Source organism: Nitrosomonas communis (assembly GCF_024102715.1).
GTDB classification, from domain to species: domain Bacteria; phylum Pseudomonadota; class Gammaproteobacteria; order Burkholderiales; family Nitrosomonadaceae; genus Nitrosomonas; species Nitrosomonas communis_B.
In genome coordinates this window covers 1-21,492 of record NZ_JAGFJM010000054.1, presented here as the reverse complement: position 1 = coordinate 21,492, position 21,492 = coordinate 1, and the positions used below count along the sequence as shown (strand labels likewise).

The 21,492-nt window shown below is 42.8% G+C and carries 15 protein-coding genes; 5 read left to right on the top strand and 10 right to left on the bottom strand.

Going from position 1 to position 21,492, the window contains the following annotated elements:
* A partial coding sequence (locus J5I83_RS05565; RefSeq protein ID WP_304053984.1) for a helix-turn-helix domain-containing protein occupies nucleotides 1-142 on the bottom strand: 142 nt, incomplete at its 3' end.
* A gap of 339 nt (nucleotides 143-481) precedes the next feature.
* Here J5I83_RS05565 and J5I83_RS14500 point away from each other — a divergent pair.
* Both J5I83_RS14500 and J5I83_RS05560 read left to right on the top strand, forming a co-directional pair.
* A complete protein-coding gene (locus J5I83_RS14500; RefSeq protein WP_369683394.1) occupies nucleotides 482-691 on the top strand; it encodes a transposase in 210 nt (69 codons plus the stop codon).
* Nucleotides 688-846 carry a transposase gene (locus J5I83_RS05560; protein ID WP_304053983.1) on the top strand — a complete coding sequence of 53 codons (159 nt, stop codon included), beginning with the start codon at nucleotides 688-690 and terminating at the stop codon, nucleotides 844-846. Before J5I83_RS14500 ends, J5I83_RS05560 begins: the two co-directional genes overlap by 4 nt.
* Nucleotides 847-1,582: 736 nt before the next feature.
* Here J5I83_RS05560 and J5I83_RS05555 read toward each other — a convergent pair.
* Nucleotides 1,583-2,215: a response regulator transcription factor gene (locus tag J5I83_RS05555; RefSeq protein WP_304053982.1), complete on the bottom strand. Its 633-nt coding sequence runs from the start codon at nucleotides 2,213-2,215 to the stop codon at nucleotides 1,583-1,585.
* 51 nt (nucleotides 2,216-2,266) lie between these two features.
* Nucleotides 2,267-3,742, bottom strand: a complete 1,476-nt coding sequence (locus J5I83_RS05550; RefSeq protein WP_304053980.1) for a histidine kinase — start codon at nucleotides 3,740-3,742, stop codon at nucleotides 2,267-2,269.
* Between the two features lie 613 nt (nucleotides 3,743-4,355).
* On the opposite strand from J5I83_RS05550, the gene J5I83_RS05545 reads away from it, so the two are divergent.
* Nucleotides 4,356-4,733 carry a flagellar protein FliT gene (locus J5I83_RS05545; RefSeq protein ID WP_304053978.1) on the top strand — a complete coding sequence of 126 codons (378 nt, stop codon included), beginning with the start codon at nucleotides 4,356-4,358 and terminating at the stop codon, nucleotides 4,731-4,733.
* 428 nt (nucleotides 4,734-5,161) lie between these two features.
* Nucleotides 5,162-6,565, top strand: coding sequence for a DUF4139 domain-containing protein (locus J5I83_RS05540; RefSeq protein WP_304053975.1), 1,404 nt, complete (start codon nucleotides 5,162-5,164; stop codon nucleotides 6,563-6,565).
* Nucleotides 6,566-6,604: 39 nt separating this feature from the next.
* On the opposite strand, the gene J5I83_RS05535 is transcribed toward J5I83_RS05540, so the two are convergent.
* The 7 genes from J5I83_RS05535 to J5I83_RS05505 form a co-directional block, all read right to left on the bottom strand.
* The gene (locus J5I83_RS05535) at nucleotides 6,605-8,458 is read right to left on the bottom strand and encodes an ABC-F family ATP-binding cassette domain-containing protein (protein ID WP_304053972.1); all 1,854 of its coding nucleotides are present in this window, start codon (nucleotides 8,456-8,458) and stop codon (nucleotides 6,605-6,607) included.
* Between the two features lie 587 nt (nucleotides 8,459-9,045).
* Nucleotides 9,046-10,968 carry a nucleoside-diphosphate sugar epimerase/dehydratase gene (locus J5I83_RS05530; RefSeq protein WP_304053969.1) on the bottom strand — a complete coding sequence of 641 codons (1,923 nt, stop codon included), beginning with the start codon at nucleotides 10,966-10,968 and terminating at the stop codon, nucleotides 9,046-9,048.
* Nucleotides 10,955-11,962, bottom strand: a complete 1,008-nt coding sequence (locus J5I83_RS05525; RefSeq protein ID WP_304053967.1) for a glycosyltransferase family 4 protein — start codon at nucleotides 11,960-11,962, stop codon at nucleotides 10,955-10,957. Before J5I83_RS05525 ends, J5I83_RS05530 begins: the two co-directional genes overlap by 14 nt.
* Nucleotides 11,963-12,155: 193 nt before the next feature.
* The gene (locus J5I83_RS05520) at nucleotides 12,156-13,373 is read right to left on the bottom strand and encodes an alanine--glyoxylate aminotransferase family protein (protein ID WP_304053965.1); all 1,218 of its coding nucleotides are present in this window, start codon (nucleotides 13,371-13,373) and stop codon (nucleotides 12,156-12,158) included.
* A 213-nt stretch (nucleotides 13,374-13,586) separates the two neighbouring features.
* Nucleotides 13,587-14,300, bottom strand: a complete 714-nt coding sequence (locus J5I83_RS05515; protein ID WP_304053962.1) for a Crp/Fnr family transcriptional regulator — start codon at nucleotides 14,298-14,300, stop codon at nucleotides 13,587-13,589.
* A gap of 438 nt (nucleotides 14,301-14,738) precedes the next feature.
* Entirely contained in the window at nucleotides 14,739-18,224 is a 3,486-nt protein-coding gene (locus tag J5I83_RS05510) for a TonB-dependent receptor (protein WP_304053960.1), read from the bottom strand.
* Between the two features lie 141 nt (nucleotides 18,225-18,365).
* Nucleotides 18,366-20,684, bottom strand: a complete 2,319-nt coding sequence (locus tag J5I83_RS05505; RefSeq protein WP_304053957.1) for an adenylate/guanylate cyclase domain-containing protein — start codon at nucleotides 20,682-20,684, stop codon at nucleotides 18,366-18,368.
* Nucleotides 20,685-20,964: 280 nt separating this feature from the next.
* Here J5I83_RS05505 and J5I83_RS05500 point away from each other — a divergent pair, with 280 nt between their 5' ends.
* Complete coding sequence (locus J5I83_RS05500; protein WP_304053954.1) at nucleotides 20,965-21,375, top strand: hypothetical protein; 411 nt, start codon at nucleotides 20,965-20,967, stop codon at nucleotides 21,373-21,375.
* Nucleotides 21,376-21,492: the final 117 nt, after the last annotated feature.

Genomic DNA, 21,492 nt, shown 5'->3' with positions numbered 1-21,492 from the left:
TGTAGTTTGGTGTCATGGCAATATTGCGCAGATATTTACGTACGCTATTGCGTGATATCTGCAATGCCTTGGCAATAGCTCGAATGCTCTTGCCTTGTCGGTGTAACACATGGATTTCCACTAATAGCTCCTGAGTTAGCATTAAATGTACACCGCCTTGTTCTAGTAATCATCGGCGGCAATTCTGCCTCAGGTGGGTCAGTTTTATATTGTCGTTAGTCGGTCAATTTAACATTGCCGGTGACATATTTTGAAAAAGGATTTCATCACGAGAGGAGGCAGGTTCTAATGGATACTATAGTGATTTTTTGTGCGATTGACGACTTTTGCCAGAGATTTGAACCGTGGTGAGGTTCATCTGTCGGGTTACCGGACGTTTAAGTCATATTATGCGGGATGCTTAGGTGTTAAGATATTAACAGTCCTATTTCCCAGGGTTATAAGCTATAACCGCTTTGTTGAATTACTACCAGGTAGCCTGATGCTTTGTGCTGCTTTCTGGTCAGCCGCTTTGGACGCTGCAGCGGGATCAGCTTCATTGATTCGACCAAGACAGTATATGCCACAACGCCGCATCTGGTCGCAGAAAGTAATGGCAGAGTTTGCTACCCGGGGAAAGACGAGCGTGGATTGGTTTTATAGGTTCAAGTTGCAACTGGTCATAATAACTAGAAGGAATTACCGGGAATGAAAATCACGGCGAGCAATGTCGATGATCGTGATCGGGTACCGGAGTTGACACACCCTTTGTTTGGGAAACTATTTGGCGACCAGGGTTACATCTCCCAGTTGTTCTTTGAGCAACTCTGGGAGCAAGGGCGTGCAGCTCGTTACCAAGGCGCGTAATTCCATTTTTATTTCATAAGTGAAATAATACAAGTAACTTATGAAAGGAAGTGTGGTGATGGCGCGTGTAGCGAGTGGTAAAGAGGTGATGGAACAGGCAAAGGATTTACTGGTTAATCCCAATATTGCACGAGAGGAAGTGGCAATTCCGTAATAATTCTTTATAATTCAGTTACCTATTCTGAATAAAGAAAAGGAATTGCCAATAACAAAGTGTACCCAGGAATCATTTAATTTTCCAGAGGTAAAAAAGCGTACTGTTGAAGTGAATTTCCAGGATGGCGATATCACTTCAGATGGTGGCATCATATTATTGCGGCAGGTGGATCCACCAATGTTTGATACGCATATTTTTTCATCATACAGACTATGCCCCAACATTGCGTGCCAGGTCCTGTTTTCACCTATTTATATCTGGATATTTTGCACTAGGCGTATTTGATTCCTACTCCAACAAGGTTCATTTTTGAAAGTGATATTTTCACCAATTTTAATCAAAGTTTGAGGTTGTTTTGCTTGAAGATGCACCAAAACTACCTAATAATGTCGTTTTGGTTCATTTCTTTTAGAAATCTTCATTCCCAAAATTAAATGATAACCTATTGTTTTCTAATAAGATAGAGAGTTTTCGGGTCAGCACTATTTAATTCATCAGTAACTCTTAGGGGAAGTAAGCCGTGATAAAAGATCATCAAGTAAAAATTGTTAAATTTATCATGGCTCATAAACTCTCAAATTAATCAACCAGATTATGTTTAATTGCATAGCGTACCAATTCAGAATTATTTGTTAGTTTAAGTTTCTCCATGAGACGAGCACGATAAACACTGATTGTTTTCGGACTCAGGCACATACTGCTTGATATTTCCGAAAGTGACTTACCCGCTGCAATCAGGCATAGCGTCTGATATTCTCGATCAGATAAACTAGTATGTAATGGCTGTTCAGTATTTAATGTAATGGCATTAACCAGTTCCTGCGCAAGGGCCGGAGTAACATGTTTGCGCCCTTCTGCAACTTGACGAATTGCCGCCACCAATTGCATTGGTGCACTCTGTTTGTTCAGATAACCTGCCGCACCCGCCTTAATTGCACGTATTGCAAATTCACTTTCGTTATGCATGCTAAGCATTAATATAGTTAAGCTAGGTCGATCTTTTTTAATTTGCTTGAGCACCTCGATACCATTTCTATCAGGCAATGAAATATCGAGCAGCATTACGTCAAAAGCTTGCTGGCGCGCGATTGTGATCGCCTCAAAGCCGGTTTCTGCTTCACCGGCTACACTAATATCGTTCGTCTCACTTAAAATCTGTTTCAGACCCTGGCGTACAATAGCATGATCGTCAGCAATCATCACACGTATCATTTTCCCTCCTTGCCTACAATTATTGATACTCGATACAGTTTGCAATGCACGCTACCCTTTACCATTTACCGGAATCTGGATGATTACACAAGTCTCCTTTTCAGGTACGCCATTAACATGAAGTTCTCCACCCAATTGTTGACAACGTTCACGCATCCCCCGTATTCCAAATGATCCCGGTTTATTTATATCCGATTCCCTAATTCCACGACCATTATCGGTTGCTCTCAAGAATACCCAGCCGTTTTTTTCAAACAGTTTGACGCTGACATTTGAGGCGCTGGCATGTTTAGAAATATTGGTCAATATTTCCTGAAAAATACGGAAAATTGCGATAGCTAAATCTGCATCCAGCGGAATTTCTTCATTATCACAATAAAATTGACAAGGAATTTCCGTGCGTTTGCTAAATTCTCTTGCCTGCCATTCAATGGCCGCTACAATACCACAATCCAGTATCCCTGGCCGTAAATCCATTGATATCCGGCGCGTACTGTCAATCACATAATCAACCAACTCTTCGATCGAAGTTGCTTTCTGCTGATAAAAATCTGGCGCCCTCAGCTTAGTATCCAGAAAGGGCAGTAGCTCGCACTTGATTGCCGCCAAGGTCCCACCGATATCATCATGGATTTCTCGGGCAATCCTGGCACGCTCATGCTCCTTGACCTTCTGCAAATAAGAAGAAAGCTCGGCTAACTGCGCATGCGAGCGCGCAATTTCGATTTCTGCCTGCTTGTTGCGTGAAATATTCATGACGATCCCGTCCCAAAGAATAGCACCATTGAGTGATCGGCGTGGCGTCGCACGTAAGCTCACCCATTTGATATCAGGATCACCTTTGACTTGAATACGTCCCTCCCAATTCCAGGTAGAAAAATATCTGGCTGATGCTTGCATGAGTTTGTCATAATCAGCCTTGTCCTCAGGCAAAATCAGATCAGTAAATAAATCTGGCTGGGCTATCAATGCTGTTGGTAAAATTCCTAGCAGCATCACAGATCCCTCGCTCACGTAAGAAAAACTTTTGCAACCATTTTCATTCAACAAAAACTGGAATACTAGCCCGGGTAGATTGGAAGCAATTGCACGAAAAAGCGCTTCACTTTTCTGCAATGCAAGCTGCGTTTCACGAAAATGCCGAAGTGTTTCCATTTGCTTAAGGCTGCGTTGTACCGCTGGTACCAATCTCACCATGCAAGAGATTAATATAAAATCCTGAGCACCTGCTTTCATATAATGAGCCGCTAGCTTATCACTTCCCTGACTGGATACTACGATCACTGGAATAGCTAAATGATGCATAGCGAGATGAAATAATACCCCTTCAGCACCCAAGTCAGGCATTGCATCGTCAGACAAAATGATATCCCAGGGACACTCAACCAGCACCTTTGGAAAAGCATCAGCGGTAGTAACACACTCTAACTCAAAATATAAACCACCTGCCTCAAGTGTTTCTCGGATATGCTCAACATCCTTAACCACATATCCCACCAACAGTATATTGAGCCTTTTGGTCATCATTCTCAGCACTTATTTGGAAAATGAATTCGGCATATTATATGGTTATCATATGAAGCAGAAGTGCTTTTTTGAAAAGACTTCGCTTCAGTTATACTATGTTATGATTAATCCGTTATCTTAGTAAAAAAGTAGGCTCTTCATAACATAGCGATTGGAATATTTTTGGATTATCTCTTCAAAAAAATGAAAAAGTAAGCAGAACAGTCATAAGCTAACGCAGAGGATTTCTGTCATCATTTAACAATCTATTAAACTTTTTTCCAAACTGTCCGATCATTTCTACAATAGCAACTTCATTGGCTTGAAATAATTAGCATCCGTGGCACTAATGCTGCAATTTATTTGTGAAAAGCAGTTAGGTTTTTAATAATAACTCAAATGCTGCAAATTATTAACATCAAGACTATCTTGTTGAATGCACAAAATAATCTGAATATGCTATGTGATATCCTCCGCACCAATTCAGTATATCTATCATCCAATTTTGTACATTAATCATGCCAGAACTGAAGTATGGCTTGTAATTTCTAGACAAATGACTCATAGATCCATGAACTCAATCATTTTATATAGAACGCCGATAATAGCGACGGTGTAACTGGTAGCAGTTTTTATGCTGTTGATTCTAATGCCATTTAAATACATACCAATTAAAATAATGATAATTATGGACGAAGTACAAATAATTTCCACCTACAAAACGATATTGACCATTACTCATCAAATGCTAAAAGCCGCCCAGGGAAATAATTGGGAAAAACTGTTTGCACTAGAACAAGAATGCAAAAAATTAACTCATGCATTGATTACTAATCCTCCGCAACGGATATTAAGTGCGGATACGCAGAAAAGAAAAATTGAGATCATCCATCAGATATTAGCTTGCGATGCAAAAATCAGAGATATTACGGAACCCTGGATGGCGCATCTACAAAAGTTGCTGACCCCCTACTCGCAGACAACATCAGCTAAATGGTCAAAATATCATTAACTTTTATAACTCATCCAGATGACAGCAAGATGTCAGCCGAAGAAGAGTTAGCCTCAATATCCAAACTATAGACCAAGCTTTGTCTTCAAATAACGACAAGAAAGCAGTTTTCATGCGTACGAGAAAAAGCAGAAAACGAGCGTAAGGGCTCGACAGATATCACTGAAAATGTTGAAATAATTAAAATAGTTTCTGATAAGAGCTAAACTACCATTTACTGAAAGTAGGAGGTTAGCGCAGCTTGGGTCAACACATTTAAAGTCAAAGTCACCGTCTAAAGACGGTGGTTTTTACCAACTTTATGGAAATAAATGTCTTCCGGTCAAGAAGCAATTATGGTAATTGAATGGTTAGGCAAGATGTGTTTAATGGCAGAGAGAAGGTATTCTCATGAGAAATCTCTCTGCACAACACTCCTTGCAATAACAATGATAAGCATTCCTTTAAGTAATGCGGCTGCATCGATGGACGAAAGAATCACTACGCTCCGAGATCAGAAGAACATTGTTGTTACCATTTATAATGGAAATCTGGCACTCATAAAAGATTCGCGCAGCGTTATGCTGAACCAGGCACTCAACAAGTTGGCCTGGCGTGAGGTCTCTGCGCAGATACGTCCTGAAACCGTACTATTACGCAACCTTACGCATTCTTCAGGTTTTCGCTTACTGGAACAGAATTTCAACTTCGAGCTTCTCACGCCGCAAAAACTGCTGGAAAAATACTTGGGCAAAGAAGTCACTGTCATTCGCACCAACCCTGCGACAGGCTCTGAAACTAGCGAAGCAGCCACGGTACTTTCGACGAATGAAGGCACTATCCTTAAATTTAAGGACCGCATCGAAAGTGGCATACCGGGACGAATTATATTTTCTGGAGTACCGGAAAATTTGCGCGACCGACCCACATTGCTCATTTTACTGACCAATCCATCCCACGGAAAACATGATCTTGAACTTTCCTATCTCACAACTGGCTTGTCCTGGCGCACCGACTATGTAGCTGCCTTGAATGAAGATGATAACCAGATTGATCTCAGCGGACTGGTAACGTTAACCAATCAAAGCGGCATCGACTATCATCATGCCAAACTGCAGCTGGTGGCAGGTGATGTTCACCAAACTCACCCTGAGCATCGAATAGCCAGAAAAATGATGGCCATGGTATCTGAAGTGGCTGATACAGCGCAAATGAAAGAAGAATCACTCTTTGAATATCATCTCTATACACTGCAACACCCTACCACACTTACCGAAAACCAGACCAAGCAAGTTGCACTCATGTCCGCAAATCATCTCCCTATCAGCAAAGAATTCATCCTGCAAGGCGCAGATTATTACTATACTAGCAAATACGATACGATCAGCCAGAAACTAAAAGCAGGAGTATTCATCAATTTTGTTAATCAAGGTGAAGGCTTGGGAATTCCATTACCAAAAGGAATTATTCGGGTCTATAAAAAAGATACGCAAGGGAATAGTCAATTTATTGGCGAAGATCAGATCGAACACACTCCGCAAAACGAGCGGATTCGTCTCAAACTGGGAAATACTTTTGATCTTACTGCTGATAAGATACAAACCGATTTTCAGCAAATCGCTGGCGCGCCACACCATGCCAGCGTTTTTGAAACAGCTTATCAAATCATATTAAGAAACACTAAAAAAGAAGCGGTCACCGTGCAAGTACGGGAGCCGATCCCGGGAGACTGGACTATGCTATCTGAGTCATCGCCTCACACCAAGCTAGCCGCTAGCATGGTCGAATGGCAAATAGCAGTCCCGGCCGGGGGCGAAGCCACGCTAGCCTATCGGGTACGCGTCAAATACTAAGAGTCCGCCGGACTCGTAGAAAATTGTAGAGATCTGGATTCAATCGCATTCTTCCATCATCCTTTCCAACTCCAACCAGCTTTCTTCCAACTCTGTAATTTTGCCTTCTAACTCAGCACGTATCTGATCAAGCCGCTTGATTTCCTCACGCGGGCGAGTCATGTAGGTAACCGGATTAGCCAACTGATGATTGATTGCAGCCAATTCTGTTTGTGCAATAGATAATGTTGCCTCTAGCTTGGCCTGCTTGGAAAGAAGCGCCTTTTTATTTGGTTTGGAAACTTTTGGTTGAATCACCTTTTTATGCTTGGGTTTAATGGCTTCCCGTGCACGCTGACTCTCAATCCAATCTTTATAATCTTCCAAGTTACCATCAAATAATCGCACCTGACCATCTGCAACTAACCACAATTCGTCCGCCACTGCACCTATCAAACTACGATCATGTGATACTAGCACCACACTGCCGGTATACTCTTCTAGTGTCAGCATGAGTGCGGCGCGCATGTCCAAATCAAGGTGATTAGTAGGCTCATCCAGCAACAACAAGTGCGGCTTCTGCCAAGCTAGCAAAGCCAGTGCCAGGCGGCTTTTCTCACCGCCAGAGAAAGTCATCACCGGCCGATCTTCACTGTTGGCGCCCAACCCAAATCGGCCCAGGAAAGTACGTAATGTCAATGCCGTTTCCTTGGGAGCCAGTTGCTGAAAATGCTGTAACGGCGTCATCAATCCATCCAACTTCTCTAGTTGATGTTGCGCAAAATAGCCAATTCGAATATCTGATGCCATGCTAACACGGCCTGTATCAGGTTTAAGCTCAGCAATCAACAATTTGATCAGGGTTGATTTGCCCGCACCATTCGGCCCCAAGAGCGCAATACGCATCCCTGCTCGCAAGGATACATTGACATGCTGGAATAACCTCTTTTCACCATAACCGAAACCCATGTCTTCCACTTTCAACAATACATCAGGGCCGCGCTCGGGAGCATTGATCTGTAACTGATAATGATCATCTTCTACACAAAGTGGCACGATCCGTGTCAAGCGCTCAAGTGCCTTAATCCTGCTTTGCGCTTGTTTGGCCTTGGTTGCCTTGGCTCGAAAACGGCGCACAAAGTCTTCCATATGAGCAATATACCTCTGCTGTTGCTGGACAGCTTGGGTCTGTTGTGCGATGCGTTCAACACGGGCACACTCAAAATCATCGTAGTTGCCACTATAGCTATCAATGATCTGATTATGAATGTGCGCAATACGATTCACGCATGTATTCAGAAATTCACGATCGTGCGAAACTACCATCAAACTGCCGGGATAACGAGTTAGATACTGTTCAAGCCAAAGGATAGCCTCCAAATCAAGATGATTGGTCGGTTCATCTAGAAGCAGCAAATCTGCCCGATGCATTAATGCACGCGCTAAATTCAAGCGCATTCGCCAGCCACCCGAAAATTGATTGACAGAACATTCCAAAGCATCATTTGAAAAACCTAATCCATCCAACAATTTGGCAGCACGCGCACGCGCCCCATAGCCATCAATGGCTTCATAACGATGCTGCGACTCAAACCAGTCAGTATCATGTACTTCATGCGCCAGTGCTTTCTCCAGTTGTCGCAACTCAATATCGCCATCCAGCACAAACTCCAATGCAGATTGATGAGAATTGATAATTTCCTGCTCGACAAAAGCAATCGTTTTACCAGTCTGGAGCATAATTTCACCACTGTCAGGCTGAATCTCCCCACGTATCAGTCGAAACAGTGTAGATTTTCCGCAACCATTTCTGCCAACCAAACCAAGGCGCTGATTGGCAAATACTTGCAAATTAGCATTCTGTAGCAGCGGCACTCCATTTTGTAAATAGGTAAGATTCTGAATATTAAGCATGAACGATCATTGATAATATCTTATTTATATACTGCAATATATGTAGATTGGAGGATAAAACTTTCGTCATATAGTAATCATTATCGCTTTAATCATTCAAACCCAGTCTCCTGAATAGGTGACATGCATTAAGTTTAAAGAAACTTCTTGACATCACAAAATATCCACATTGTCTTTCTAAAGGCGGCACACTTCTTCAAAATCCGCATTAGTACACAACAAAATTGCAAATTATTGATTAATAAATTAATTTTATGCGTTCAAAATTTAATCGAATCAGAAAATATGATTATAAATAACCATCTTAGCGTTAGTATTTACAAATTACCCACATACTTATCCACAGAAATTGTGGATAAGTAATTTAAGTTATGATGATATTTTCTTCAATCCAGACAAATTTTTTCCTGATATAAAGCTATGCAAAGATTGCATACTTTATTGCGTAGAAATAGTATTTAATTAACGACAGTTATCGCTTACGGTAGAAGATCGTATCAGCAACAAAACTTGCTGTGTACTAATATGTTTTGGACAACTTACACGTTAAAACAAAATAAAAATCTAGTTTATACCTCACCAGCCTATCAAGGTATACCTGAAGTTATTGCTTGTTCTGCTAAGTTCTGATCACCTACCCTTTTCTCCGAATACTCGGGTACCCATTTCGACAAGGTCAGCCTGACATCTTCATCATTCACCATTGGTCGCTCAGCAACCCAGTCTATGAGCGAGGTGAGCCATTGCTCATTTTCCTGGTGAGACAACGTAATACGAAGTTTTTCATGCTCAGTCGGTAAAGTGCTTTCACTTTCTGTAGTCAACTCTTCATGCAGCTTTTCACCTGGACGTAACCCAGTAAAAATGATCTTGATATCGTCTTCACTTAGGCCAGATAACCCGATCATGTCTCTGGCCAGGTCTACGATTCTGACCGGCTCCCCCATGTCCAAAACAAATATTTCTCCACCGCCTTTCATTCCGCCCATTGAACCGGCTTCCAAAACCAATTGCGCCGCTTCCTGAATAGACATGAAATAGCGGGAAATCTCAGGATGTGTCACAGTGATGGGACCGCCTTTTGCGATTTGTTCCCGGAATTTAGGAATCACACTCCCCGTACTCCCTAGAACATTACCAAAACGCACAATGACAAAACGCGTTTTGGATGATGCGATATGTCTGTTCTCAGCATGCAATACCGATTGTTGTAGCGCTTGACAAACCATCTCAGCTAGCCGCTTGCTAGCACCCATTACATTGGTAGGATTCACTGCCTTGTCAGTAGAAATCAATACAAATTTTTCTACCCCATGTTCGATCGCTACTTTCGCCAGCTCATATGTTCCCATGACGTTATTCAGTATCGCCTGCCAGGCATTTTCATTTTCCATCAAAGGCACATGCTTATAGGCCGCAGCATGAAATACCACCGTGGGTTGATATTTGTCAAATACTTGCAATAGTCTTATGCGGTCCTTGACATCTCCGATCAGAAAAGCCATGGGGATAGCCGGAAACTTGATGAGAAATTCTTCCTGTATGGTATACAGTGCAAGTTCGTTTAATTCAAACAAAACCAGTTGTCTGGGGCTAAACGCCATAATCTGCCGGCATAGTTCAGAACCTATCGAACCACCCGCACCTGTGATCAGTATAGTCTTTCCAGTCAACAGGTCATGCAATCCCTCGGTATCGAGCACCACCGGTGCACGACCAAGCAAATCGTCCAGCTCAACATCACGGATTTGCGATACTGTCATTTTACCGCTCACAAGATCAGCATAGGATGGGATCGTCAGTGCCTTAATACCGATATCTGCACACATTTCGAGCGCCCGGCGTCGTTCATTCTGGGAAGCTGATGGCATAGCAATGATGACATGTTCCACGCTTAGTTTTTCTACCCAGGTAGGTAGTTCGCTGATCGTCCCCAATACGCGGACACCATGCAAACGTGCGCCTAGTCTCTTGGGACTGTCACCCAATAGGCCAACTACCCGCCAATCAGGACAAAGATCCAGATCTTTTACCAGACTGATAGCAGTACTTCCCGTACCTAGGACAATAACTGGTTTACCTTCAGCATTTTTTAGGCTGTAAAAGCGTCGTTCTTTCCACGACCGATACAGAATGCGACTCCCCCCCATAATCAGCAGCAACAGTAACGGCGCAAGAAATATTACCGCCCGCGGCACCAGCACAGGCAGCTGCAGCATGAATATTACAAACGGGACAATCACTGCGCCAAGTGCAACGGTCAGAAGAATCCGTTTTAAATCTGGCAAGCTGGCATATCGCCATATACCGCGATACAGGCCAAATGAATAGAACATAGCTGTCTGGGTAGGCGCAATCCAGAACAAATTCTCCTTGAGCGAAGCCTGAAAATCTGCTGGGATTTCAAAGTTAAAGCGGAATAAATAAGCAAGCCACCATGCTGCGATCACTGCAATAAAATCATGAATGAAAGCGATGAGTGAGCGTTTATGAAATTTACGTGCGATCATTCTGTTTATTATTGAAGCGATAGTGCTGATACCAGTCAAAAGCCAGCATTATAATCAAATAAACACCTCCCCACACTACGGTCAACCAGCTCTGCGTGACAAAATGATCCTTGCTCGTCCATACGGCGCTCCCTCCGGCAAGCAACATCAATATATACCCCAATAATGCTGTATTGCGATGCCCAAACCCACTCTGGATCATACGTTGATAATAATGCTCACGATGTGCCTGCCATATCCTTTCACCACGGTACAACCGCTTTACCAGCGTCACAGTCGCATCGACTATGAAGGGTGAAAATACCAGCAAAGGCAACCACAAAGACCACAGCTCCTTAGTCCAGCCCAACGTACCGAGCACTCCCGCCAGAAACCCCAAAGGTATCGCCCCCACATCCCCCATGAATACCTGGGCCGGATGAAAATTGAAGCGTAAGAAAGCCCCGGCGGAAGCCATAATACAAAAATTAACCATGGCAAACTCCATATTGCCAGCAAGTAATGCAGCCACCCCATAATAGCCAAAACCAATGAGCGTCATACCACCAGCAAGCCCATCGGAACCATCCATGAAATTGTATAGATTGCACATCCAGATCATTGCCATGCCAATTCCTATTACTACGACCCAACCGTGCGTATCCAGTAAAAGCATGGTAGAAAAACCCATGGCCACGATAATATGAACGAGCAAACGCACCAGCACGGATAAATTCATCACATCATCAGCCAATGAAACAAGCGCAAGCAACCCTAACCCTACCCACAATGGAATAGGTAATGAAACAGGAAACAGCAACCATATTATCAATGTTGGCAAAAGCAGACCGATACCACCAGTCCGAGGAACAGGGGTACTATGTAACGAGCGTGTATTAGGAATATCCAGTATCTTCGGTGCATTGCCCTTCGCCAGCCAGAAAATCAGTAAATACGATGCCAAAAAAGATAGCAAAGGAGCAATAATGAGCTGCAAAGGAGATCCCAAGTTCATCGAACAGGATTATCCGGAAAAAACGAACAATAGGCGAGCGAAGCGCAGAATGATGATCCTACAAGCCTTGATAAAAATTAGAAGAGAATCGCAGCAAAACTCGTCTGCCACTTTACCGCGATACAGTAACCACTCCTATTCCTGGAGGAAAGAAAGTGGTTACATAGCTTCTGATTGTCGTTGCAATCAGAATTTACAATGTCATTGGATTAGCTGCATACGTTTGGTGAGCCGCCACTTCAGCAGCACCTCGCTCAACCTTCATACCCATATCCGCTAAAACTACTTCCAACGCATTCAGGCAGAAAACGACATTTTCAACACGACTCGAAGTACCCATTAAGCCAAAGCGCCAGATTTTCCCAGCAAAATCACCCAGGCCAGCGCCAATTTCCATATTGAAGTCAGCAAGTAGTCTACGGCGTACTTCTTTTTCATCCACGCCTACCGGCACATGCACAGCATTCAGTTGTGGCAACCGATAGGGTTCAGCAACCACATACTCGATACCTAGCGTCTGTAAGCCAGCTTTTAATGCTTTGTGGTTGCGCAGATGCCGTGCCCAAGAATGCTCCAATCCTTCCTCATATAGCATCAATAAAGCTTCATGCAATCCATACAACGCATTGGTAGGAGCTGTATGGTGATAGGTGCGAGATGACCCCCAGTAGCCCAAAAGCAAATTGATATCCATAAACCAGCTTTGTACTTTGTGTTTACGGTTTTTGACCAGGTTTACCACACGCTCGGAGAAACTTACTGGAGAAAGACCTGGCGGGCAAGACAGGCATTTCTGGCTGCCGGAATAAACTGCGTCGATTCCCCAGCCATCGATATAAATGGGAGTTCCGCCCAATGAAGTCACTGTATCCATGATCGTCAGGCAGTTATAGCGCTTAGCGAGATCACTGAGGGTTTTGGCATCAGACTGCACGCCGGTAGAGGTCTCAGCATGAACAAACGCTACGATTTTGCTATCTGGATTCTTTTTTAAGGCATCTTCTACTTTCTGAGGGTCAACTGGCTCACCCCACTTGTCATCCACTATTACAGCCACCCCCCCGTGACGTTCCACATTCTCGACCATACGTCCACCGAACACACCATTGCGGCAAACGATCACCTTATCGCCTGGCTCAATCATGTTGACAAAGCACATTTCCATACCTACTGAACCGGGACCCGATACAGGAAAGGTTAGTAAATTGGTTGTCTGAAATGCGTAACGCATCAAACTTTTCAGCTCCTCCATCATGTCCGTGAACACCGGATCCAGATGACCTAAGGTTGGGCGCGACATCGCGGACAACACGCGCGGATGCGTATCGGAAGGGCCAGGACCCATCAAAACACGTTGAGGTGGATAAAAGATCGAGATTTTCTTCTCTGGGCAAAAGTCTTGGGTAGCCATTGATATTCCTAAAATTTAAAAGTGTAATACGGTATTCTTGAAATTATTAAGATGGCGATTCTATCAAGTGATCATGCTTTTGGCCATACTCGATCCTAGAAAATAACTTTAGAATCAACTGATTTTATTGCTAGAAAAATTTTGTTAACTTTTGATTATTAACAAAGACAAAGGAAAAATTCCCTGACAGAATGCTGGCGAAAGGATAGAATTTTATTCCAAGGAACCGCGCACTTCGTTAACCATCCTGGTAAGTTTAGCCACATCCAGCACTTGCCAGTTGCGACCATTGCACATAATCAGATTATCTCGCTTCAACTCCTTCATTGCCCGGCTTACCTCTTCACGAGTCGTACTAACAAGACAAGCCAAATCAGAGTGGGTAGGTGCAGGAGATATCAAGGCGGTATTAGGCGATACCATGTTTTCTCTCGCCAAACGCAATAACTCGGCGTGGATACGGTCACGTACATCCAGTGAACTGAAATCATAAACACGTTCAGTAAGGCGGCGCACCTGACCTGCCAGTCGTTTCAGAATAGCAGTACAGAATGCAGGATTGGTATGAATCAACTGCAAGAAAGCCTTGTCCGGAATGGATGCCACTAAGGAATCCGTTTTTGCAACAACCGTTGCGGAACGTGGCAAACCATCAATAGCCGTCAATTCGCCAAACATCTCCCCTGCCGGTAAATCACGCAGAATCACCTCATCACCTGACAATGCATAATATTTAATCTGAACCGCACCCTGTAGGACAAAGAAAACGCTGCTGTTATCATCGTGATAACGCACGATCTCTTCACCAGCAGCATAATGTTGCTTATGAAAAGATTGTGTAATGATTCCAAGATCAACCGACGAAAGACCATGAAATTCCTTGATGTTCGAAAAGATAGTGAGAAAAGATTGATCAAGTAGATTCATAGTGATCTATGCGACAAAAGAATTCAGAACTTCACTTGCTGGTTCAATCAGAATAAGTTTCAATCATTACTCAGTTTAAAAGAACGAGTCTATCTCATGAATAGCACTCATTATATTACAAGTAACAATTTCAATCTTTAGTCAGAAATCAGTCAAAAAATTCAATTGGAACAAAGCAAGGCTGAACCTACTGGCACATAGTAATATTGCCCTCCTATCAACTGTTTTTGAGCAGAATAAAGACAATAGCGCCCGTTACTCTCTTTTTTAATATAAAAAAATTGATTTTTGTAAGGAAGATTGTTTCCAGTGTATTGAAAAGCGTTATTGGAGATACAGGGACTTATCCATGACTGACTGTTATTTAAATACTCTACAAGAGTACCGCAAGATGAATATCTAATAAGCTTGTAGCTATAGCTCATATTTCGATTTCCTTTAAAAATTTAAAGTTAACCTCACAAAGAAAGTTCGTTCAGGTACATATCGAGTAGGTACTGCTTCAGATAAATTAAAGTTAATATTTCTGTAAAAAAATTTATCATCAAGCAAATTTCTCCCTTCAAAAGTAAGTATCCCTCTACGATTAGGAAATCGATAACCAATTATGGAATCGAGCAAAAAGAACGTATCTATTCCAGAGTTTGTGATTTTTGGATTTCTTTCTTGACTATCATTAAAGTCTTGCTTACGTCGCAAGTTCTGCTTCAGAATATTTATAGAAGTGTTGAAAAAAAAGCCCCGTGGATGAAAATAATTTACAGTTATTGGCAGGCTCAGCATTTGAATCCGATCTGGTTCATTATCATCTATCCCTTTATCCCGATGATTACGTGCAAATTTCTCAAATTGTATTTCATTTTTAATTGTCCAATTAGAATTGAATATCCAATATAAATATGCTCTATAGAGCTGTTCATTTTGTTTTTGTAAATGTTCTATTACACGATGCTCTTGAACGAAATCTGCGCCAATTGGTACTTCTAGTTTACGCTCAGATATTTCGATCCCGCTATATAGCTTATTAATAAAATAAGTATCTAGCCCAACCCCCATGCGCCTGGATCGAGTGCCATTAATGTCATCATAGAACTGATTGAAGCCAGCTACTTGTGTTGGTTCTAATGATTGTTGAGCTATCAGATGGGATTTAGTCGCTTCAAGCCATGCAGCTCTCAATCTGATAGAATTTGTAATATTCCACTGCAAACCAAATTTGGGATTAAATTTATCCACTTTCTCGGTAAACAGCGTATTTGAGAATGAGTCATAGCTTAGTGCTAATGTCGCATCTATATTCCGGAGAAAATTGATATTTGTGTAGACGTAAGCACTTTCGCGCTCTAATTCTTTAGAAGTTTTTATACCATTTATATGCAAATTGTTATCAAATCGGTAACCGCTTCCTCCAATTATTGAATTAAAATCTTTTGTCCTGAACATATGCTGAGCTTCAATCTGGAAACCCTTATTTTCTAAATCAGAATCAAAACTGTTTTGTCTTAAGTTCTCAGAACGATCAATATATTTTCCGGAAAAAATCAGATCTTGATTGGGCGATAGTGCATATCGCGCTCCTATTCTTGCAATATCCTCGCTCAGCTCTCGTCGATAGCTTGGATCATAATTTCTGGGATTGAAATCCAACTGAATATCCCCATGGCCTCCTTCTCGTGTCCGTAATTCAGTCTGTATATTGAATTTGGGAGTGAGGGCATACTGTATGAATGCATTGTAAATATTGTGAGTTTGATCATTGTTGTTAGGTATTCCAGGATCGTTTCTTTTAAACCCTTTCGTATCGAAATGAAATTGCCCCAAACTAACTGAGGCACGATCATAAACAGCAGATGCCACTACCTCATCTCCAAGCGTACTGTTACTGCCGAAAATGCCAGATGCCACCAGTTGTAACTTGTTGCGCTCCATGAGTGGGGCAAATTCGTTGAAACCCAATGCTGTCGGGCCTGTTCCTGTAATGATATTGAGATCGGCAACTGCCAAATGAGGTTGCACTGGATTGACATTGATTGGTTGCAACAGCTGCGCCTGCAGTAATTCACTGACACGGGCAATCTCATGCCGCGGCATGTTGACATACGCATCTGAAAGAAAGCGGTGTGCAGAATGGTTAGCCGGATCGTAACTCAATGATTTCGCGGTTTCCATCAATGCGCGCTTCTCAAACCCCAAGTTATCATATATGCGGGCAAGACTGGAACTGCGCCCGGCTTGGTCCTGATCAAGCAGCAGCTTTGATCGATATACTGCACGATTGTTATTCAGTTCAATTGATTTCTGGATATCACGTAACGCTTCTACCGGCTGGTTCTGAGTCTGTTTCTGAATAGCATCATAAAACCAGGGCGTGGGATCATTGGGGTCACGTTCCTTGGCTAAATCAAATTGGGTGCTTGCTAAGGGATAGCGCTTTTCTTCAAAATAAGCCTTACCGAGGTAACTGCGTATCAATGAATTAGCCGGATCGAGGCTTACTGCAATTTCGATTTCAATGCGGCCTGCTTCCAGCTTGCCTTCACGGATCAAAGCCAATCCTAGCCCAAGCCTGGGCATGGGATCAGCTTGATCAAGCTTGATCGCTTCAGTAAAGATCGCCTTGGCTTTTTGTGTGTCGATTCGCAATAGATGGGCAAATCCAAGGACGACCTGTGTCTTGCCTAGATGAGGATTCAGATTGACAGCCTGTTGGGCTGCTTCTAGCGCACGATCAAGATAACCGGTTGACATATGTAATTCCGCAAGCCGAGCCCAGATCAGCGCATTTTTTGCATCAATGCGAGCAGCTTCTTCCACACTGCTAAGTGCTTCTTCAATCTGAAAGTATGCTTGTTGCACATAAGAGAGCGCCAATCTAGCAGCGGATGAAGTACGATTAAGCTCAACCGCCTGCGTGGCCAGGTTAAGTGCGCTTTCTTTGTCGTTTTGAACTACTGCGATAATGGCTTGCAGCGCGTAAGCCTCATTGTTGTTCGGCTGAAGCTGAAGCGCCTGTTCGATGTTACTTCTAGCTTCATCTACCCGCCCCACAGAAAGTAGCAAGCCAGCACGATAAGTCAGCAAGGGTAGAATCAGTTCTTGTGGGCTGATCTGATCAAGTATTGACAATGCTTCAAATAACTTACCCTGGCGATAGTATTCTAACGAAGTACGCCCGATCAACTGCGCTGATTCAGTAACATTCTTTTCATCTAGCCGATAATTGATGATAGTGGGGTAGTACAGCGCCCACTTAACCGCATCAGTGGGGTGAATAACACCTTCTTTCTGTGGTGCCTGATTTTTAAGAATAGTGGCAGATTCATGATCAGCCAGCATAAGACTACCCTGTTTATTGCTGGCGGTTACTTTACCTTCATATACAACGATGCTGGCTTTTTCGTGCTCAACCCCCATGAAAAATTCAGTACCCTCGACCCCCCCATTAACGAAGGGGGTTCTAATCTCAAACGGTTTGGGGGTGCGGGTGATGATATGGAGTTTACCCTTGAGTAAGTCCAGCAATGTAGTTTCTTCTTCTTTTGGTTCGATTAGAGTAATAGTCGTTTTCTGATCAAGCCTGAGCATGCTGTCATTGCTCAGTCTGATAGAGGTCCGACTGCGGGAACGAACTCTAAGCATATCGCCGCGGCATAGCTTCTCATAAGGTTTTACGCGCTGCCAGCGCTGCTCCTCCGCTCTGCGTAACTCCACAGTGCCTTCTATTGAAACAATATATGCCATTGCCTCAGAGCATGATACTGCTGAGGCTGTAGCACCAGCACCATATGCACTGCAATAAAAGTTAAATGAGACAACTAGCAAAACTTGCCATACAAATCTCCAGACATGCAGGAAATTTTGTCTTTCTCTCTGGCAAACTTCCAGCATTACATCTTCACTATCTATCCACTTCTTATTACTCATGATTACAAATAAATTATGCAATAACCATATTATCATTATTGGTTAAAGCCTATATGAATTCTTTTCGAACTTTTGTGATATTTCTCAAATGCTTTGAAAAATATTGATCAAATGATCTATTCTGGAAGAAATCTATTTAAATTATTTTCCTGGCATACGTGTAATGCCATTCCATGACTGAGGTGGAGTCAATTTATAATTCTGGCAAAGATTTAGAAAAAAATGTGATGGCCCATCATCGGGAAATACCTGGAGAATTTCAGAAAAATGATTGCAGGCAGTACTCCACTCCTGTAACTCATAAGCTAACAAGCCTTTGGCGAAGCCTTCACATAACCATAACTGGGCGTCGTTTGCATCTTTCTTACTAGCCATGAGCTCTGCTAGAACGATGGGAGTTAATTTGCCAGCAAGCAGAATTTTTCCCAGAGGACGCACCAGAAAATCATCCAATCCATCCACGACTGTCTCCGATAACAACAAGCGTGTTCGGAAATATTTGTTTGCTCCCTGAATGCGGCTAACGATATTAACCATATCTCCTACGGCGCGATATTCATAATGATGAATGGCCCCGACATTTCCCAAAGTCATCTCACCAGCATGCAGTCCGATACGGGTTGGCAATTGGAATTCATGGTTATGCTGATTGTGGTATTCAACCGCCTTGATAATCTCAAGCGCAGCAAAACACGCCTGTCTACGCTGAGAAGACAGTGCAGTTGATGCGGCCCATATGGCTAGCATTGCATCTCCCTTGACATCGGAAACAATGCCTCCATACTGTTTTACTGGTTTAAATAAGATTGCATAATAATCATTCATCAATAGTCTGAGTTCTGTCGGCTTCAATCTTCCACCAAGCTCTGTATACTTTTCAGCATCTGTATCCATGCATACACCATAAAGCAATTTGCTGGCCGCTGTCTCCTTGCCAGCATTATTCACAAAATCATTAACCACTTGTTCAGGCACATACTTGCCGAATGCTTCCTTGAGAATCTTGCGCTCCTTGACAGATTCAACATATTTCAACAATAACACGACACCGCAAACCAGCACAGCCTGTACCAATGGCACAACTAAAGGCAGCCATAAGCCATTAATTTTAAAAAGATAATAAGCACCATGGCCATAAAAAAATATCAGCATACTAGCTACCACAGCAGCACTTCGATCCGGTAAAACCAGGAAAACCAAGCACAATACAAAACCAAACAGAAACAGAACGGATAACGTACCTAGCAAAGGTAGGGAATGTACAGGACGATCATCCAGCAAATTGGCAAAAGCAGTTGCTGCAATCTCGACACCACTGATCTGCAATCCATCTGGTTGATTGAACACTGTGACATAATCATCCCTCAACTCATCTTGTTCGCTGAAACTGCCAGCAGATACTCCAATAAAGACAGCTTTACCTTTCAGGCTGGACTGTTTTGACTTGAAACCGTCAAATTGCAAAGCTTGATGATAGGATATTGTTGTCACAGCACGTGGCGGTCCATAAAAATTAAGATACCGTATGTCACTTCCAGAATATAGATTGATCACTGCATGGATGATTTTTTTATGACCCTGGCTGATAAATGGGTTTCGGTCTAGCTCATATCGTATATCGCTCACCAGTTTCATATCGCTGGCAAATGCGCTGCGCAATGTAAGCATCAGATCCTCCACATCGACGTCATGACTACTGGTAGGTATTTGAGATGCCAGCACTGGATCCACAGCACGAAGCAAATGAACAAAATCATCATAGACCTGAAGCGCGTAAATTTGCAGCATCACAGAGGGTAGTGATGGGATATCACCTGCGCTGGCATTGAATGCCCAATACTGGGTCACAGAACCCCTGGGCAAGATGAATGGAGCAGTCACCCGAGCAGCATTGGCAATGGTTGGCAGTATTGGCAAGCGCCATATTCCGTTAAGCACTGGATAATCTCGGAAAAAAAACTCTTCTCTTTCTTTTGTATTTACTAATTCGCTGTCTTTTTCATTGTTAGCTTTGCAATCATCGAATTCTTTTGCGATCTGATATGGAAATGAGTTGATATTTTGGGAATCGATTAACCTTTCCACTAAAACAACATTTCCAGCTTTTTTCATTGCATGTACCAACATTTCGTTACTTTCAGGCCTACTGCCGCAAGCACTGAAGATCAGATCAAACGCAATGGCCTCAGCACCTGCCTCAACAAGCTTATTTATCAGATCAGCGTGCAGTTCACGTGGCCATTTTTCCGGCTTGAGCGGCAAATTTAACTTTGAAGCAGACGATTGATCGATCGCGATAACAACAACATTAACAGGTGCAGATATTCCATCACGGAAATGGAATAGCCAGCTCAGACCATATTTCTCCTCAAGTATTGTTCCTAGCGGCATCATGTACACTATGACCCCAACCAAGCCAGCCGATAAAGCGAAAATAAATCGCTTAAGCCAATTAATCATAACTGCAAGTTATTTGGGTATTAAAGAATCTCATTTAGCTGAGCCGATTCAAGTAACTAGAGTTTAGAATTTCACCATCAAAGGAGAAAATAATCCAAAGTCAGAAAAGTAACAAAAAGACTTGACAAGGCAACGAAAAAACGTTGCCGCCTTTCTAAACAGCTTTGTTTTTAAAAGTTGTTTAGAAAGGCGATCTCTATCTAGAAAGAAATTTCATTTTACTTCTGGAAGCCGCGATGAACGCAAAAGGATATGTTGGTATCCCTGGCGCACTGTGTAATTGGATAATATTTTTAACCAAAGCGCTACCCCCAAGATCAACGGATGCTTTTATCGAGTTGTTGATCGGGGCGATGTTGACGTTGACAGGATTTGTCACGGAAGCGTATTTGATGCCGGCTATGCGCAATCACTGAACGAGTTACTACAAGTGATTGCAACAGGAAAAATGCTCCTGGCTGGCGCTGCACGGCAATTTGCGCGGCTGGTGTTAGCGAGCGTGACACACGATGTGGTCCATCTGGCCATCATCAATCGTCGGTCCAGCAAGGAACCTGTAGCATTACCGTTACTTTCCCGTTTAATGCCAGACAGTGGCAACACCGGAAAATTGGTTGCCGCCAATACGTTGATACGTGCTGTACAGAGCCTGCTTCGAGGTTTTAGGGTGCGCATATTGATGGATAGCTAGTATATGCGGCAATACGTTATCAGCACTATACTTAATCGTGGTTTTGATGTATAGCCCTAAGTCACATAAAATGATTCAATTTTAAAGAGCTGCTCAACGGTTTGGTTTTGTTGTTTT

Excerpts from the sequence above, each read along its gene's own strand:
- J5I83_RS05545 (WP_304053978.1), top strand. The coding sequence starts at position 4,356 with ATGCTGTTGATTCTAATGCCATTTAAATACATACCAATTAAAATAATG.
- J5I83_RS05535 (WP_304053972.1), bottom strand. The coding sequence starts at position 8,458 with ATGCTTAATATTCAGAATCTTACCTATTTACAAAATGGAGTGCCGCTG.
- J5I83_RS05560 (WP_304053983.1), top strand. The coding sequence starts at position 688 with ATGAAAATCACGGCGAGCAATGTCGATGATCGTGATCGGGTACCGGAG.
- J5I83_RS05525 (WP_304053967.1), bottom strand. The coding sequence starts at position 11,962 with ATGAACTTGGGATCTCCTTTGCAGCTCATTATTGCTCCTTTGCTATCT.
- J5I83_RS05510 (WP_304053960.1), bottom strand. The coding sequence starts at position 18,224 with ATGAGTAATAAGAAGTGGATAGATAGTGAAGATGTAATGCTGGAAGTT.
- J5I83_RS05555 (WP_304053982.1), bottom strand. The coding sequence starts at position 2,215 with ATGATACGTGTGATGATTGCTGACGATCATGCTATTGTACGCCAGGGT.
- J5I83_RS05515 (WP_304053962.1), bottom strand. The coding sequence starts at position 14,300 with ATGAATCTACTTGATCAATCTTTTCTCACTATCTTTTCGAACATCAAG.
- J5I83_RS14500 (WP_369683394.1), top strand. The coding sequence starts at position 482 with ATGCTTTGTGCTGCTTTCTGGTCAGCCGCTTTGGACGCTGCAGCGGGA.
- J5I83_RS05505 (WP_304053957.1), bottom strand. The coding sequence starts at position 20,684 with ATGATTAATTGGCTTAAGCGATTTATTTTCGCTTTATCGGCTGGCTTG.
- J5I83_RS05550 (WP_304053980.1), bottom strand. The coding sequence starts at position 3,742 with ATGATGACCAAAAGGCTCAATATACTGTTGGTGGGATATGTGGTTAAG.
- J5I83_RS05540 (WP_304053975.1), top strand. The coding sequence starts at position 5,162 with ATGATAAGCATTCCTTTAAGTAATGCGGCTGCATCGATGGACGAAAGA.
- J5I83_RS05520 (WP_304053965.1), bottom strand. The coding sequence starts at position 13,373 with ATGGCTACCCAAGACTTTTGCCCAGAGAAGAAAATCTCGATCTTTTAT.
- J5I83_RS05530 (WP_304053969.1), bottom strand. The coding sequence starts at position 10,968 with ATGATCGCACGTAAATTTCATAAACGCTCACTCATCGCTTTCATTCAT.